General features: G+C 67.9%; 13 protein-coding genes. 6 read left to right on the top strand and 7 right to left on the bottom strand.

All coding sequences use genetic code 11. The features are described 5' to 3' along the window. Nucleotides 1-30: 30 nt before the first annotated feature. The 3 genes from ABEA26_RS19275 to ABEA26_RS19285 all read right to left on the bottom strand — a co-directional run bounded on the left by ABEA26_RS19275 (nucleotide 31) and on the right by ABEA26_RS19285 (nucleotide 3176). The gene (locus ABEA26_RS19275) at nucleotides 31-1293 is read right to left on the bottom strand and encodes an MFS transporter (RefSeq protein ID WP_345593819.1); all 1263 of its coding nucleotides are present in this window, start codon (nucleotides 1291-1293) and stop codon (nucleotides 31-33) included. Between the two features lie 78 nt (nucleotides 1294-1371). Further along, nucleotides 1372-2454 (bottom strand): inositol-3-phosphate synthase, encoded by a 1083-nt coding sequence (locus ABEA26_RS19280; RefSeq protein WP_345593821.1) that lies wholly within the window; start codon nucleotides 2452-2454, stop codon nucleotides 1372-1374. A gap of 44 nt (nucleotides 2455-2498) precedes the next feature. Beyond that, the gene (locus ABEA26_RS19285) at nucleotides 2499-3176 is read right to left on the bottom strand and encodes a PadR family transcriptional regulator (RefSeq protein WP_345593822.1); all 678 of its coding nucleotides are present in this window, start codon (nucleotides 3174-3176) and stop codon (nucleotides 2499-2501) included. 664 nt (nucleotides 3177-3840) lie between these two features. Here ABEA26_RS19285 and ABEA26_RS19290 point away from each other — a divergent pair. Together ABEA26_RS19290 and ABEA26_RS19295 are read left to right on the top strand one after the other, a co-directional pair. Further along, the gene (locus ABEA26_RS19290) at nucleotides 3841-6252 is read left to right on the top strand and encodes a transglycosylase domain-containing protein (protein ID WP_345593824.1); all 2412 of its coding nucleotides are present in this window, start codon (nucleotides 3841-3843) and stop codon (nucleotides 6250-6252) included. Between the two features lie 121 nt (nucleotides 6253-6373). Beyond that, complete coding sequence (locus ABEA26_RS19295; protein ID WP_345593826.1) at nucleotides 6374-7882, top strand: glycosyltransferase family 87 protein; 1509 nt, start codon at nucleotides 6374-6376, stop codon at nucleotides 7880-7882. Between the two features lie 59 nt (nucleotides 7883-7941). On the opposite strand, the gene ABEA26_RS19300 is transcribed toward ABEA26_RS19295, so the two are convergent. The 3 genes from ABEA26_RS19300 to ABEA26_RS19310 all read right to left on the bottom strand — a co-directional run bounded on the left by ABEA26_RS19300 (nucleotide 7942) and on the right by ABEA26_RS19310 (nucleotide 10695). Next, nucleotides 7942-8973, bottom strand: coding sequence for an alanine racemase (locus ABEA26_RS19300; RefSeq protein WP_345593828.1), 1032 nt, complete (start codon nucleotides 8971-8973; stop codon nucleotides 7942-7944). A 133-nt stretch (nucleotides 8974-9106) separates the two neighbouring features. After that, nucleotides 9107-10228 carry a peptidoglycan bridge formation glycyltransferase FemX gene (gene femX / locus ABEA26_RS19305; protein WP_345593830.1) on the bottom strand — a complete coding sequence of 374 codons (1122 nt, stop codon included), beginning with the start codon at nucleotides 10226-10228 and terminating at the stop codon, nucleotides 9107-9109. Between the two features lie 161 nt (nucleotides 10229-10389). After that, nucleotides 10390-10695 (bottom strand): hypothetical protein, encoded by a 306-nt coding sequence (locus ABEA26_RS19310; protein ID WP_345593832.1) that lies wholly within the window; start codon nucleotides 10693-10695, stop codon nucleotides 10390-10392. A gap of 278 nt (nucleotides 10696-10973) precedes the next feature. On the opposite strand from ABEA26_RS19310, the gene rpsF reads away from it, so the two are divergent. The 4 genes from rpsF (at nucleotide 10974) to rplI (ending at nucleotide 12689) form a co-directional block, all read left to right on the top strand. Beyond that, nucleotides 10974-11264 (top strand): 30S ribosomal protein S6, encoded by a 291-nt coding sequence (gene rpsF, locus ABEA26_RS19315; RefSeq protein ID WP_077798159.1) that lies wholly within the window; start codon nucleotides 10974-10976, stop codon nucleotides 11262-11264. Between the two features lie 78 nt (nucleotides 11265-11342). Then, a complete protein-coding gene (locus ABEA26_RS19320) occupies nucleotides 11343-11945 on the top strand; it encodes a single-stranded DNA-binding protein (RefSeq protein WP_345593836.1) in 603 nt (200 codons plus the stop codon). Between the two features lie 42 nt (nucleotides 11946-11987). After that, nucleotides 11988-12224, top strand: coding sequence for a 30S ribosomal protein S18 (gene rpsR, locus ABEA26_RS19325; RefSeq protein ID WP_003949403.1), 237 nt, complete (start codon nucleotides 11988-11990; stop codon nucleotides 12222-12224). A gap of 18 nt (nucleotides 12225-12242) precedes the next feature. Then, complete coding sequence (gene rplI, locus ABEA26_RS19330; protein ID WP_345593838.1) at nucleotides 12243-12689, top strand: 50S ribosomal protein L9; 447 nt, start codon at nucleotides 12243-12245, stop codon at nucleotides 12687-12689. A gap of 91 nt (nucleotides 12690-12780) precedes the next feature. On the opposite strand, the gene ABEA26_RS19335 is transcribed toward rplI, so the two are convergent. Further along, a complete protein-coding gene (locus ABEA26_RS19335) occupies nucleotides 12781-14118 on the bottom strand; it encodes an MATE family efflux transporter (RefSeq protein ID WP_345593840.1) in 1338 nt (445 codons plus the stop codon). Between the last annotated feature and the right edge of the window lie 82 nt (nucleotides 14119-14200).

Raw genomic sequence — 14200 nt, forward strand, 5'->3', positions numbered from 1 at the left:
CGTTGAGGCTCTGTGTCATTGATGTGACACTTACTGACTCTCAAACCGGGCCATAGTCGTAGCAACCACTCCGTAGATCGCGGCGACTGTCACGACCAGCGTCACCGATCGGCCGTCCGGCGGCAGCATCAGCGCGGCCACCCCGGCGGCGCCGACGAAGGCGACGTTGAACAGCACGTCGTAAACGGAAAAGATCCGGCCACGGAACGCGTCGTCGACCGAGGACTGCACGACCGTGTCGGTCGCGATCTTCGCTCCCTGCGTCGTCAGGCCCAGAACGAACGCCGCCGCGAGCAGCGGCACGGTGGCGAACGGCAGACCGAGCGCCGGCACCAGCACCGTGGCGGCCGCGGCGCACAGGGCCATCCAGCGGCCGGGCCCGAGCCGGCCCGCGGCCCACGGGGTGACCACCGCGGCCGCGAAGAACCCCGCGCCGGAGACGCCCAGCGCCAGCCCGAGCAGCGCAAGTCCCTCGTCCGTGTCCGAGGTCAGGGTGTACCGGCACAGCATCAGCAGCATGACCAGCAGGGCGCCGTAGCAGAACCGCATCAGCGTCATGCCCGCGAGCGACCAGGCCGCTTCCCGGCGTTCCGGTGCGGCGAGATGACGTACTCCCGCCACCAGGTCGCGGGCGGTGCCGGCGAGGGCGGAGGTCAGTCGGGGCGGCACGAGCGTGCGGTCGGGGCCCAGCAGTTCCACGGCGATGCGCAGTGAGGCCAGTGCCCCGCACAGGTACAGGGCGGCCCCGAGCAGTACTACGGCGGCATCGGAGTCCGCGAACACGAGACGTACGACGAAGGCGAGTCCGCCGCCCGCCGTCGCGGCGAGGGTGCCGGCGGTCGGGGAGAGCGAGTTGGCGATCACCAGTCGCTCGGCGTCGACCACGCGCGGCAGTGCGGCGGACAGGCCCGCGAGGACGAACCGGTTGACGGCGGTGACGCAGAGGGCCGAGACGTAGAAGAGCCAGTCCGGGACGGAGGCGAAGATCAGCACGGCTGTCACCGTGGCCAGCACGGCGCGCAGCAGGTTGCCGTACAGGAAGACCTGGCGGCGGCGCCAGCGGTCCAGCAGGGCACCGGCGAAGGGGCCGACCAGGGAGTACGGGAGCAGCAGCACCGCCATCGCGGAGGCGATCGCGGCGGCCGAGGTCTGCTTCTCCGGGGAGAAGACGACGTAGGTGGCGAGCGCGACCTGGTAGACGCCGTCGGCGCCCTGGGAGAGCAGGCGTACGGCGAGCAGGCGCCGAAACCCTTCGAGGCGCAGCAGGACGCGCAGGTCACGGACGACGGCCATGGGGCACAGCCTCACATACGGGAAGGGCCCCCGGGTCACTCGACCCAGGGACCCTCGGTGGACCGGAGTCCGGGGTTGTCAGCGCTCGACCTCGCCGGCGATGAACTTCTCGACGTTCTGACGGGCCTCGTCGTCGAAGTACTGGACCGGCGGGGACTTCATGAAGTAGCTCGACGCCGACAGGATCGGACCGCCGATGCCGCGGTCCTTGGCGATCTTCGCGGCGCGCAGGGCGTCGATGATGACGCCGGCCGAGTTCGGGGAGTCCCAGACCTCGAGCTTGTACTCCAGGTTCAGCGGGACGTCACCGAACGCGCGGCCCTCCAGGCGGACGTAGGCCCACTTGCGGTCGTCCAGCCAGGCCACGTAGTCGGACGGGCCGATGTGGACGTTGTCAGCGCCCAGGTCCCGGTCGGGGATCTGGGAGGTGACGGCCTGCGTCTTGGAGATCTTCTTGGACTCCAGGCGCTCGCGCTCGAGCATGTTCTTGAAGTCCATGTTGCCGCCGACGTTCAGCTGCATCGTGCGGTCCAGGACGACGCCCCGGTCCTCGAACAGCTTCGCCATGACACGGTGCGTGATGGTGGCGCCGACCTGCGACTTGATGTCGTCGCCGACGATCGGGACGCCCGCCTCGGTGAACTTGTCCGCCCACTCCTTGGTGCCGGCGATGAAGACCGGGAGGGCGTTGACGAAGGCGACCTTGGCGTCGATGGCGCACTGGGCGTAGTACTTCGCCGCGTCGTCGGAGCCGACCGGCAGGTAGCAGACGAGGACGTCGACCTGCTTGTCCTTGAGGGCCTGGACGATGTCGACCGGGGCCTCGTCGGACTCCTCGATGGTCTCGCGGTAGTACTTGCCGAGACCGTCGAGCGTGTGGCCGCGCTGGACCTGGACGCCGCTGTTCGGCACGTCACAGATCTTGATGGTGTTGTTTTCGGAGGCGCCGATGGCGTCCGCGAGGTCGAGGCCGACCTTCTTGGCGTCCACGTCGAAGGCGGCGACGAACTCGATGTCACTGACGTGGTAGTCGCCGAACTGGACGTGCATCAGGCCCGGGACCTTGGCCGCCGGGTCGGCGTCCTTGTAGTACTCGACGCCCTGCACCAGCGATGCGGCGCAGTTGCCCACACCGACGATGGCTACGCGAACCGAACCCATTCCGGTTGCTCCCTGTGTGTACGAGTGAGGCCCTGACTGGGCGCTCACGTGGCGGTGTCGCCGGGCGTATCCGGCCGGGGGTCGTCCCCGGACCGGGGCAGGCCGCCCGTCGCTCCAGATGTCGTGTCCTGTTGAGCGGTCCCCTCGGCGGCGGAACCCCGCAGGTCCCGCCCCGCCCGCTCGCTCTCGATGAGCTCGTTCAGCCAGCGCACTTCACGCTCCACGGACTCCATTCCGTGGCGCTGGAGCTCAAGCGTGTAGTCGTCGAGCCGTTCCCGGGTGCGAGCGAGGGAGGCCCGCATCTTCTCCAGGCGCTCCTCCAGCCGGCTGCGCCGGCCCTCGAGTACGCGCATGCGTACGTCACGCGACGTCTGTCCGAAGAACGCGAAGCGAGCGGCGAAGGTCTCGTCCTCGTAGGCGTCCGGACCCGTCTGTGAGAGGAGCTGCTCGAAGTGTTCCTTACCGTCGGCCGTCAACCGGTAGACGATCTTGGCGCGGCGTCCCGTGAGGGAGGCGGCCGCCTCGCCGACGTTCCCCGGTTCCTCGATCAACCAGCCGTTGGCGACCAGCGTCTTGAGGCAGGGGTAGAGCGTCCCGTAGCTGAACGCCCGGAACACACCCAGTGAGGTGTTGAGCCGTTTGCGCAGCTCATAGCCGTGCATCGGGGATTCGCGGAGCAGGCCGAGTACAGCGAACTCGAGGATGCCGGAACGTCGGCTCATCGTCGCCTCCTCTCGCCCTTATGCCGCGCTGATGTATCGACTCGATACATCAGCACGATAGATCGAGCTTCCGCGTGCGACAAGAGGGGGCTTGGTGAACGGGATCACATCCGGGTTTCATCGAGAGCAAGTTGCCTGATTTGAGGTGAACTTCGAGTCTCGGGGGTTTTGACGGTGCGTAGTCTGTGCGCCATGCAGACCACCGGGAACCGAGTGACGCCTGGGGACGTCCCTGTCCCTGGTGCAGTACGGGTGAATGCGGAAGGGGCCGCATCCGTACTCCGGGGGGACCGGAAACCAGCCGCCTTTACCAGGCGCGCAAAGGTGCGCCTGCCCGAGGAGTAGTCGTTCGATGAGCGAGCACCGTCGCAAACCGCCGCAGCCGCAGGGAGGCGGACGTGCCGCGGCCCGACGCGGCCAGTCCGGCTCGTCCTCCGGCCGCCGTGCGGCACCGCGAGGCGCCACAGGATCTCCGTCCGGCTCGTACGGTCCGGAGGACGAGGAGCGTCCGTACGGGAGTCGCGCCGAAGCCCGGCGCGCGGCACAGCGCAGCGGAGGCGGTCGCCGCAATGCGGCCGGGCACGGCCCCGGAGGCCGGCGAACCACTCCCGGCGGCCCGGCAGGGCCCGGACGGGGCCGCGCGGCCCCGTCCGGCAAGAAGCGCGTGATCGACTACCCGCGCCGTGACAAGGACGGGTGGCAGCGCTGGGTGCCCTCCTGGAAACTCGTCTCCGGACTGTGCATCGCGTTCTTCGGCACCATGGTGACCGCCGCGGGCATCGCCTACGCCATGGTGGGCGTCCCCGTCCTCGCCGAAACCGCCACGGCGCAGAACAACGTCTACTACTGGTCCGACGGCAGCCAGATGGTCGCCACGGGCGGTGAGCGCAACCGTCAGAGTGTGGATCTCGCACAGATTCCCAAGGATATGCGCAACGCCGTCATCTCCCAGGAGAACAAGACCTTCTACTCCGACAGCGGTATCGACCCCAAGGGCATCGCCCGCGCCGTGTTCAACATGGCCAGGGGCGGTGATACGCAGGGTGGCTCCACCATCACCCAGCAGTACGTGAAGAACGCGATGCTCAACGACCAGTCGCAGACGATCTCCCGCAAGGTCAAGGAGATCTTCGTCTCGATGAAGGTCGGCACCGAGGTGTCGAAGGACGACATCCTCGAGGGCTACCTCAACTCCGCCTACTACGGCCGCGGCTCCTACGGGATCCAGGCCGCCGCGCGGGCGTACTTCAACGTGGATGCCGTCGACCTGAACGCGGGACAGAGCGCCTTCCTGTCGGCGATGCTCAAGGGGGCCACGTACTACGACCCGGCGGGTGCGACCTCGATCGACCCGGCCGCGACTCCCGAGGCCAACAAGGAACGCGCCAAGCGGCAGATGCAGGACACCCTCGACAAGATGGTGGAGTACGGGCACCTGAGTGAGGAGGACCGGGCCAAGCACACCGAGCTCCCCGCCGTGCAGAACCCGCGCTCGAACTCGCAGCTGGGCGGCCAGATCGGCTACCTCGTCGACCTTGCCAAGGCTGCCGTGATCAAGACCGGCAAGGTCACGGAGAAGCAGCTGGAGAGGGGCGGCTACTCGATCCACACGACCTTCGAGAAGAAGAAGGTCGATGACCTCGAGGCCGCGGTGCAGAAGGTCTACAAGGAGAACATCGACCCCAAGAAGCGTCCCGACAAGGACACGCACGTCCAGTTCGGCGGCGCGTCGGTGGATCCCGAGACCGGTGCGATCAAGGCCGTCTACGGCGGCCAGGACGCGACCAAGCACTTCACCAACAACGCCGACGTGACCGGTGCACAGGTCGGTTCGACGTTCAAGCCGTTCGTGCTCGCGGCGGCGATGAACTGGGGCGTGCGCGACCCGGACCTCGGTCCGGACCAGTCCAAGAGCGAACGCACGATCGTCTCCCCGAAGAGCCTCTACAGCGGCAAGAACGACCTCAAGATCAAGAACTACGACGGGACGATCTGGAAGAACGAGGACGGCGAGCAGTGGCTTCAGGAGAATGACGGCAAGGAATCGCTCGGCGACCCGCCGGACTACAAGATCGACATTCGTGAGGCGATGCGGCAGTCGTCGAACTCCGCCTTCGTGCAGCTCGGCATGGACGTCGGTCTGGACAAGGTGAAGGAGTCCGCCATCGGCGCGGGCCTTCTCGAGGGCAGCCTGGCGGGTGCCGGCTACCCGTCGTTCTCCATCGGCGTCTCCTCTCCGAGTGCCATCCGCATGGCGGACGCGTACGCCACCTTCGCTGCCAGTGGCAAGCAGAGCGAGCCCTACTCCGTGACCAAGGTGACGAACAAGGACGGCACGGTCTACACGCACACGGTCAAGTCCGAGCGGGCGTTCACGGCTCAGGTCGCGGACAACGTCACGGACATCCTGAAGACCGTCGTCGAGGAGGGAACGGGTACCGCTGCCCAGCTGCCCGGCCGCGACGTGGCGGGCAAGACCGGTACCACGGACGGCAACAAGTCCGCCTGGTTCGTCGGCTACACCCCGCAGCTGTCGACCGCGATCAGCATGTTCCGCTACCCGGACGACGAGTCCGTCAAGAAGCGGGAGTTCCTCGAGATGTACGGAACGGGCGACCAGAAGAAGATCCACGGTGCGTCGTTCCCGTCCGAGATCTGGAAGGACTACATGGAGGACGCGCTGAAGGGCACGAAGGCGGAGAAGTTCCCGAAGCCGGAGCCCATCGGCGAGGTCGTGAACGACACACCGCCGCCGAGTCCCTCCCCGTCCCCTTCGCCCTCCACCTCCGAGACGGAGGAGGCGAGCCCGTCGCCCAGCCCGTCGCCCAGCAGGACGGAGACCAGTCCCTCACCGCCCGCGCCGAGTCCGTCGTGCGGGATGTGGGAATGGAACTGCGACAACGGGGGCGATGACGGTGGTGACAACGGCGACGAAGACCCGGGCGGGCCGGACGGAAGTGGGTCGCCGTCCCCGACGAGCAGTGAGACGGAGGGCGGTGGCGACGGCGACGGCGACGGCGACTGGAACGGGAATGGGAACGGCCAGGGCGGCCCGATCTGGGGCCAGAATGGCTAGCCGTCAGAACGACCGGCATGGGCGTTTCACGTGAAACACCCGTAAGTTCCACGTGAAACAGGGGCCGCCGCATCCACGAGGGTGCGGCGGCCCCGGCGTATTCCCAGGCGGGTACGGCAGGATGTGCCCCATGCCCAGTGCAGAATCGACGCCAGCGAGCGTGCACGATCCGGACCCGGTGCGGCCGACCAGGGAGGACCCGGTTGCCGCGGCCGGCAGCGAGCTGATCGGCGGCCCTCTCGGCCGACGTGCCCTGCTCGGAACGTCCTGGTGGATGCCCGTGCGGGTGATCGCACTCGTGGCGATCGGCATGTTCGCCCTTGGACTGGTCCAGAAGGCGCCCTGCTACAACGGTGCCTGGTTCTTCGGTGCCAGCTCCCAGTACACGCACGCGTGCTACTCGGACATCCCGCACCTCTACCAGGGGCGCGGCTTCGTCGACGGGCTCGTGCCGTACTTCGACAAGCTCCCCGGTGACATGGAGTACCTCGAATACCCGGTGCTGACCGGTGTCTTCATGGAGGTCGCCTCTTGGCTCACACCGGGCAGCGGCTCCATCCAGCACCAGGAGCAGTGGTACTGGATGGTCAACGCCGGGCTGCTGATGGTGTGTGCGGCCGTCATCGCCGTCTGCGTGACCCGCACGCACACCCGGCGCCCCTGGGACGGCCTGCTGGTCGCCCTCGCGCCCGCCCTCGCGCTGACCGCGACCGTCAACTGGGACCTGCTGGCGGTCGCTCTCACCTCCGCCGCGATCCTGATGTGGTCGCGAGGGCGTTCGCTGGCCTTCGGTGTCCTCCTGGGGCTGGCCACGGCCGCGAAGCTCTACCCCTTCCTGATCCTCGGCCCGCTCCTCGTGCTGTGCTGGCGGGCGGGCAAATGGCGGGAGTTCGGAAAGGCACTGGGGGGCGCGGTCGTCGCCTGGCTCGTCGTGAACCTGCCGGTGATGCTCTTCGCCTTCGACGGCTGGTCGAAGTTCTACACGTTCAGCCAGGAACGCGGCGTCGACTTCGGATCCTTCTGGCTGATCCTGGTCCAGAACACCGACAACCCGCCCAGCACGGAGACCGTCAACACTCTCGCCACGCTCCTGATGCTGCTGTGCTGCGGCGGCATCGCGGCGCTCACGCTTGCCGCCCCGCGGCGTCCGCGGTTCGCCCAGCTCGCCTTCCTGATCGTCGCGGCCTTCATCCTCACCAACAAGGTCTACTCACCGCAGTACGTGCTGTGGCTGGTGCCGCTGGCCGCTCTGGCGCGGCCGAAGTGGCGCGACTTCCTGATCTGGCAGGCGTGCGAGGTGGCCTACTTCCTGGGCATCTGGATGTATCTCGCGTACACGACCAGCGGCGACGCCCACAAAGGCCTGCCTACGGACGGCTACCACTGGGCCATCGGCGTCCACCTGCTCGGAACGCTCTTCCTGTGTTTCATGGTCGTGCGCGACATCCTCATGCCGGACCGGGACCCGGTCCGGCGGACGGGCGACGACGACCCGTCGGGCGGTGTGCTCGACGGTGCGAAGGACGCCTTCGTCCTGGGGCCCGCGGCTCATACCGAGCAGCCCGCAGTCCACTTCGAGGGGCCACGGGTGAGATGGGGCGGGAGACAGCAGACGGGCGGTTCACTCTGAGCGAACGCGAGAAAGGGCCGTACACGGAGGCACCGTGTACGGCCTTTCCAGCGGTCGGGCTAGCGGTCGAGGATCCGGTCGAACTGTGTGGTGGTGTGCCGAAGGTGGGCCACCAGCTCGTCACCGACCTGGGGCTCCGGCGCGTCCGAGGGCACGAACAGGATCGACACCTGCATGTGCGGCGGCTCCGCGAACCAGCGCTGCTTGCCACCCCAGACGAACGGCGCGAGATTGCGGTTGACCGTGGCGAGACCGGCCCGGGCGACACCCTTGGCGCGCGGCATGACACCGTGCAGCGCCTTCGGGGCCTCCAGACCCACTCCGTGGGACGTACCGCCCGCCACGACCACCAGGAAGCCGTCCGAGGCGGCCCTCTGCTGCCGGTAGCCGAAACGCTCGCCCTTGGCGACGCGTGTGACGTCCAGGACCGCACCGCGGTACTCCGTGGCCTCGTGGTCCCCCAGCCACAGCCGGGTCCCGATCCGGGCGCGGAAGCGGGTCTGCGGGAACTGCTGCTGGAGCCGGGCCAGCTCGTCCGCCTTGAGGTGGCTGACGAACATCGTGTGCAGCGGCAGCCGGGCCGCGCGCAGCCGGTCCATCCAGCCGATGACCTCCTCGACGGCGTCCGAGCCGTCGGTACGGTCCAGCGGCAGATGGATGGCGAAGCCCTCCAGCCGGACGTTCTCTATGGCGGCGTGAAGTTGCGGCAGGTCCTGCTCGCTGATGCCGTGCCGCTTCATCGAGGACATCACCTCGATGACCACGCGCGCGCCCACGAGGCCGTACACGCCGTCGATGGACGACACCGAGCGCACGACCCGGTCGGGGAGCGGTACGGGCTCCTCGCCACGCCGGTACGGCGTCAGGACCAGCAGGTCACCGCCGAAGAAGTCCTTGATCCGGGCGGCCTCGTACGTCGTGCCGACGGCCAGCACGTCCGAACCCAGCCGCGTGGCCTCTTCCGCCAGCCGCTCGTGCCCGAAGCCGTAACCGTTGCCCTTGCAGACCGGGACCAGCCCGGGGAACTGCTCCTGCACGTGCTTGTGGTGCGCCCGCCAGCGCGCGGTGTCGACGTAGAGCGTGAGCGCCATGGCCGGACCTGGAACCTTTCTCGTGGCTGCGATGTGCTGCGATGTGCTGCGGTGTGTCGAAGGGGGAAAGCGGTGGTGGAGCTGTGGACGCTGTCACCGACGCTACTGGAGCCGGGAGCGCCGGGCAGGCGGATCAGCGACGCGACATGTAGATGTCGAGTGCCTTGTGGAGCAGCTTGTTCAGTGGGAAGTCCCACTCGCCGAGGTACTCGGCCGCCTGCCCGCCCGTGCCGACCTTGAACTGGATCAGGCCGAAGAGGTGGTCGCTCTCGTCCAGGGAGTCGGAGATGCCGCGCAGGTCGTAGACGGTGGCGCCCAGGGCGTAGGAGTGGCGCAGCATGGCCCACTGCATCGCGTTCGAGGGCCGGACCTCACGGCCGATGTTGTCGGACGCGCCGTAGGAGTACCAGACGTGGCCGCCGACGATCAGCATGGTCGCCGCCGAAAGGTTCACCCCGTTGTGCCGGGCGAAGTACAGCCGCATGCGGTTGGGGTCCTCGCTGTTGAGAGCCGCCCACATGCGCTGGAAGTACGACAGCGGGCGCGGCCGGAAGCGGTCGCGCACGGCGGTGATCTCGTACAGGCGCTGCCACTCCTCGAGGTCGTGGTAGTCGCCCTGAACCACCTCGACGCCGGCCTTCTCGGCCTTCTTGATGTTGCGGCGCCACAGCTGGTTGAAGTTCTTGTGGACCTCTTCCAGGGAGCGGTTGGCCAGCGGCACCTGGAAGACGTAGCGGGGCTGCACGTCACCGAAGCCGGCGCCGCCGTCCTCGCCCTGCTGCCAACCCATGCGTCGCAGCTTGTCGGCCACCTCGAAGGCGCGCGGCTCGATGTGGTCGGCCTCTATGTCGCGCAGCCGCTTGACGTCGGGGTCCTGAATGCCCTTCTTGATGGATGGGGCGTCCCAGCGGCGGATGATCACCGGCGGGCCCATCTTCACCGAGAAGGCGCCCTGCTGCTTGAGGTGCGCCAGCATGGGCTCCATCCAGTCCTGCAGGTTCGGCGCGAACCAGTTGATGACCGGGCCCTCGGGGAGGTAGGCGAGGTAGCGCTTGATCTTGGGCAGCTGCCGGTACAGGACCAGGCCCGCGCCGACCAGCTGACCGGTCCGGTCGTCGAACCAGCCGAGGCTCTCCGAGCGCCATTCCGCCTTCACGTCTGCCCATGCCGGGACCTGCATGTGACTCGCCGACGGCAGGCTCTGGATGTAGGCCAGATGCTGCTCGCGACTGATGGTCCTCAGGGTCAGGCTCATTCGGGGCGCTCCTCGGGCTGGTGTGTCCCCATGGGTACAGGGGCTCCGGCTCTCGCGCGAAGCCTACTGCGCCCTGTGAGCGCCCCGTCCGGCGTACGGGTGCAATGCGGATGGAAGGGGATGTCCGGTGTACGGGCGGCGGCGGGAACCGGCTCCCGGGCTCAGCCGAAGAAGCCGCCGTGGTAGATGCCGAAGAACAGCCCGAACGCGGATGCGCCGAGACCCAGCACCAGACCGAAGCGCTCACGTGTAGTCGCCGAGATGAGCTGGCCGTACCCACCGGTCAGTACCCCGAGCAGCCCGGCCCAGGAGGTCAGGATGTGGAGCCCTCGGAAGCTCGCGGTGGCGAGGGCGAGGACCGCGAGCACCAGGGTCACGGCGAGCAGTGTGTCCTGGAGGGGGTGCGGTTTGCCGTCGGTGGCCAACAGCCCCGTACGGGGCTTGGCGGGTCGCATGATCTGTGCCATGGGGAACCTCCTGCCAAAGGCAGTGCGTCTTCGCCCTTCACATCCGCTGAGTACCGATTGTGTCCCCTCCCAGCCGGATTTCAACCGCAGGCCGGTGGGCGGGTACTCTGTATCTTCTGCACTGGTGTCTCCTGCCGGCCACAGGCCGGGCAACCTCCTCGGAGGAGGCCCGATTGTCAGTGGCTCCTGGTTTACTCGTTGATACCGGTGCCAACGCATCGCAACCCTCCTGCCACGGAACGACCGTGGCCGCTGAGTCCAAAGGAGGTGGGTTCCACATGCGTCACTACGAGGTGATGGTCATCCTCGACCCCGATCTCGAGGAGCGTGCTGTCTCCCCGCTGATCGAGAACTTCCTCTCTGTCGTCCGTGACGGCGGCGGAAAGGTCGAGAAGGTCGACACCTGGGGCCGTCGTCGTCTTTCGTACGAGATCAAGAAGAAGCCCGAGGGCATCTACTCGGTCATCGACCTGCAGGCCGAGCCTGCGGTCGTCAAGGAGCTCGACCGGCAGATGAACCTGAACGAGTCGGTCCTCCGGACCAAGGTCCTCCGTCCCGAGATGCACTGAGCTTTCCCCGCTCAGCCGATCCCGGGATTCGAGTAGCAGCACAAGCAGCCAGCAGCAAACCCGCCGAGAGGTACCCCCATGGCAGGCGAGACCGTCATCACGGTCATCGGCAATCTTGTCGACGACCCCGAGCTGCGCTTCACCCCGTCCGGTGCGGCCGTCGCGAAGTTCCGTGTCGCGTCGACCCCCCGCACCTTCGACCGCCAGACGAACGAGTGGAAGGACGGCGAAAGCCTCTTCCTCACCTGCTCGGTCTGGCGTCAGGCGGCGGAGAACGTCGCTGAGTCGCTCCAGCGAGGCATGCGCGTCATCGTGCAGGGCCGACTGAAGCAGCGGTCCTACGAGGACCGTGAGGGCGTCAAGCGCACGGTCTACGAGCTGGACGTCGACGAGGTCGGTGCCAGCCTGCGCAGTGCCACGGCCAAGGTCACCAAGACCTCGGGTCGCGGTGGTCAGGGCGGTTACGGCGGCGGTGGCGGCGGCCAGGGTGGCGGCGGCTGGGGCGGCGGCCCCGGCGGTGGCCAGCAGGGCGGCGGCGCTCCGGCCGACGACCCCTGGGCGACCGGCGCTCCCGCCGGTGGCCAGCAGGGCGGCGGCGGCCAGGGTGGCGGCGGCTGGGGCGGCGGCTCCGGCAGCGGCTCCGGTGGCGGTGGCGGCTACTCGGACGAGCCCCCCTTCTAGGCGGGCTCAACTCATACTTCTTGATCACACAGGAGAAACATCATGGCTAAGCCGCCTGTGCGCAAGCCGAAGAAGAAGGTCTGCGCATTCTGCAAGGACAAGGTCACGTACGTGGACTACAAGGACACGAACATGCTGCGGAAGTTCATTTCCGACCGCGGCAAGATCCGTGCCCGCCGCGTGACCGGCAACTGCACTCAGCACCAGCGTGACGTCGCCACGGCCGTGAAGAACAGCCGTGAGATGGCGCTGCTGCCCTACACCTCCACCGCGCGATAAGGGAAGGGTGACCGAATCATGAAGATCATCCTCACCCACGAGGTCTCCGGCCTCGGTGCCGCGGGCGACGTTGTCGACGTCAAGGACGGTTACGCTCGCAACTACCTGATCCCGCGGAAGTTCGCCATCCGCTGGACCAAGGGCGGCGAGAAGGACGTCGAGCAGATCCGTCGTGCTCGCAAGATCCACGAGATCCAGACCATCGAGCAGGCCAACCAGGTGAAGGGCCGGCTCGAGGGCGTGAAGGTCCGCCTGGCCGTCCGCTCCGGCGAGGCCGGCCGTCTCTTCGGCTCCGTCACCCCGGCCGACGTCGCCTCGGCGATCAAGGCCGCTGGTGGTCCCGAGGTCGACAAGCGTCGCATCGAGCTGGGCTCGCCCATCAAAACGCTGGGCGCCCACGAGACGTCTGTGCGTTTGCACCCCGAGGTTGCCGCCAAGGTCAGCATCGAGGTCGTCGCAGCCTGAGCCTTGCTCTCGCTGAATCGATGAGATGGGGCCGCATCTCCCAGCAGGGAGGTGCGGCCCCATCTGCGTGGCCGTGTTTCACGTGAAACGGTCAGCGCGTCGCGCCGGTGACGATCCAGCGACTCGATCGTGTGCGCAGCCACAATGTCACCAGGCGCATGGCCATCATGAGTGTCATGGCCCCCCACAGCGCGGTGAGCCCACCGCCGAACGTCGGGACGAGAAGTGCCGCGGGAGTGAAGACCGCCAGGGTGAGCAGCATTGCCCAGGCGAGATACGGGCCGTCGCCCGCGCCCATGAGAACGCCGTCCAGGACATAGACCACCCCGCAGACCGGCTGCGATACAGCCACGATCACAAGGGCCGGCAGGGCGGTGTCCTTCACCGCGGAGTCGCCGGTGAACAGGGGCAGGAACGCCGGACGCGACAGCACCACGATCAGACCGAGTACGACCCCGACCGCGACGCCCCACTCCACCATCCTGCGGCAGGCGTCGCGGGCCCCCTGGGCGTCGCCGGCTCCGAGATAGCGCCCGATGATGGCCTGCCCTGCGATGGCGATGGCATCGAGGGCAAAGGCGAGCAGACTCCACAGGGACAGGATGATCTGATGGGCCGCGATGTCGGCGTCACCGAGGCGTGCCGCCACGGCCGTTGCGATCATCAGAATCGCACGCAGCGAGAGGGTGCGTACCAGTAGCGGCACGCCGGCCTGGGCGGAGGCCCGGATACCCGCGATGTCGGGGCGCAGCGAGGCGCCGTGTCGATGTGCCCCGCGGACCACCACCCACAGGTACACCGTGGCCATGCCGCACTGGGCGATGACGGTGCCCCAGGCAGAGCCCGCGATGCCGAGGCCGGCGCCGTAAACGAGTACGACGTTGAGGACGGCGTTGGCGACGAAGCCAGCGATGGCGACGTAGAGGGGGGTGCGGGTGTTCTGCAGTCCTCGCAGGACACCGGTCGAGGCCAGCACGACGAGCATGGCGGGGATGCCGAGGGCGGAGATCCGCAGATACGTGACGGCGTACGGGGCCGCGGTGTCCGAGGCGCCGAAAAGTCCCACGAGGGATGGTGCCGTGGGGAGGACGACGGCGATGACGGCGGCGCCGAGCAGCAACGCCAGCCAGATGCCGTCCATGCCCTGGCGGATCGCGGATGGCAGGTCGCCCGCGCCGACGCGCCGGGAGACGGCCGCCGTGGTGGCGTAGGCCAGGAAGACGAAGACGCTGACGGCTGTGGTGAGCAGCGCCGAGGCGATGCCGAGTCCGGCGAGCTGTGCGGTGCCGAGATGGCCGACGATCGCACTGTCGGCCATGACGAAGAGGGGCTCGGCGACGAGCGCGCCGAAGGCCGGGACGGCGAGCACGACGATCTCTCGGTCGTGCCGTCGCCGTGCGGTCCGGGAGCGCGCGGGGGCCTGTGTCATGAGCACCAATCTAATCGTCCACAGGTAAGAGATGCAAAGTGTCGGTGACCCTTACGTGTCGTCTCGCCGCGTGTGCTTCCGG

Origin of the sequence: Streptomyces marokkonensis (genome assembly GCF_039539045.1) — a bacterium.
GTDB lineage: Bacteria > Actinomycetota > Actinomycetes > Streptomycetales > Streptomycetaceae > Streptomyces > Streptomyces marokkonensis.

Bases quoted from the DNA above. Each gene is read 5' to 3' on its own strand.
- ABEA26_RS19275 (WP_345593819.1), bottom strand. From the start codon at position 1,293: ATGGCCGTCGTCCGTGACCTGCGCGTCCTGCTGCGCCTCGAAGGGTTT.
- ABEA26_RS19280 (WP_345593821.1), bottom strand. From the start codon at position 2,454: ATGGGTTCGGTTCGCGTAGCCATCGTCGGTGTGGGCAACTGCGCCGCA.
- ABEA26_RS19285 (WP_345593822.1), bottom strand. From the start codon at position 3,176: ATGAGCCGACGTTCCGGCATCCTCGAGTTCGCTGTACTCGGCCTGCTC.
- ABEA26_RS19295 (WP_345593826.1), top strand. From the start codon at position 6,374: ATGTGCCCCATGCCCAGTGCAGAATCGACGCCAGCGAGCGTGCACGAT.
- ABEA26_RS19300 (WP_345593828.1), bottom strand. From the start codon at position 8,973: ATGGCGCTCACGCTCTACGTCGACACCGCGCGCTGGCGGGCGCACCAC.
- femX (WP_345593830.1), bottom strand. From the start codon at position 10,228: ATGAGCCTGACCCTGAGGACCATCAGTCGCGAGCAGCATCTGGCCTAC.
- ABEA26_RS19310 (WP_345593832.1), bottom strand. From the start codon at position 10,695: ATGGCACAGATCATGCGACCCGCCAAGCCCCGTACGGGGCTGTTGGCC.
- rpsF (WP_077798159.1), top strand. From the start codon at position 10,974: ATGCGTCACTACGAGGTGATGGTCATCCTCGACCCCGATCTCGAGGAG.
- ABEA26_RS19320 (WP_345593836.1), top strand. From the start codon at position 11,343: ATGGCAGGCGAGACCGTCATCACGGTCATCGGCAATCTTGTCGACGAC.
- rpsR (WP_003949403.1), top strand. From the start codon at position 11,988: ATGGCTAAGCCGCCTGTGCGCAAGCCGAAGAAGAAGGTCTGCGCATTC.
- rplI (WP_345593838.1), top strand. From the start codon at position 12,243: ATGAAGATCATCCTCACCCACGAGGTCTCCGGCCTCGGTGCCGCGGGC.
- ABEA26_RS19335 (WP_345593840.1), bottom strand. From the start codon at position 14,118: ATGACACAGGCCCCCGCGCGCTCCCGGACCGCACGGCGACGGCACGAC.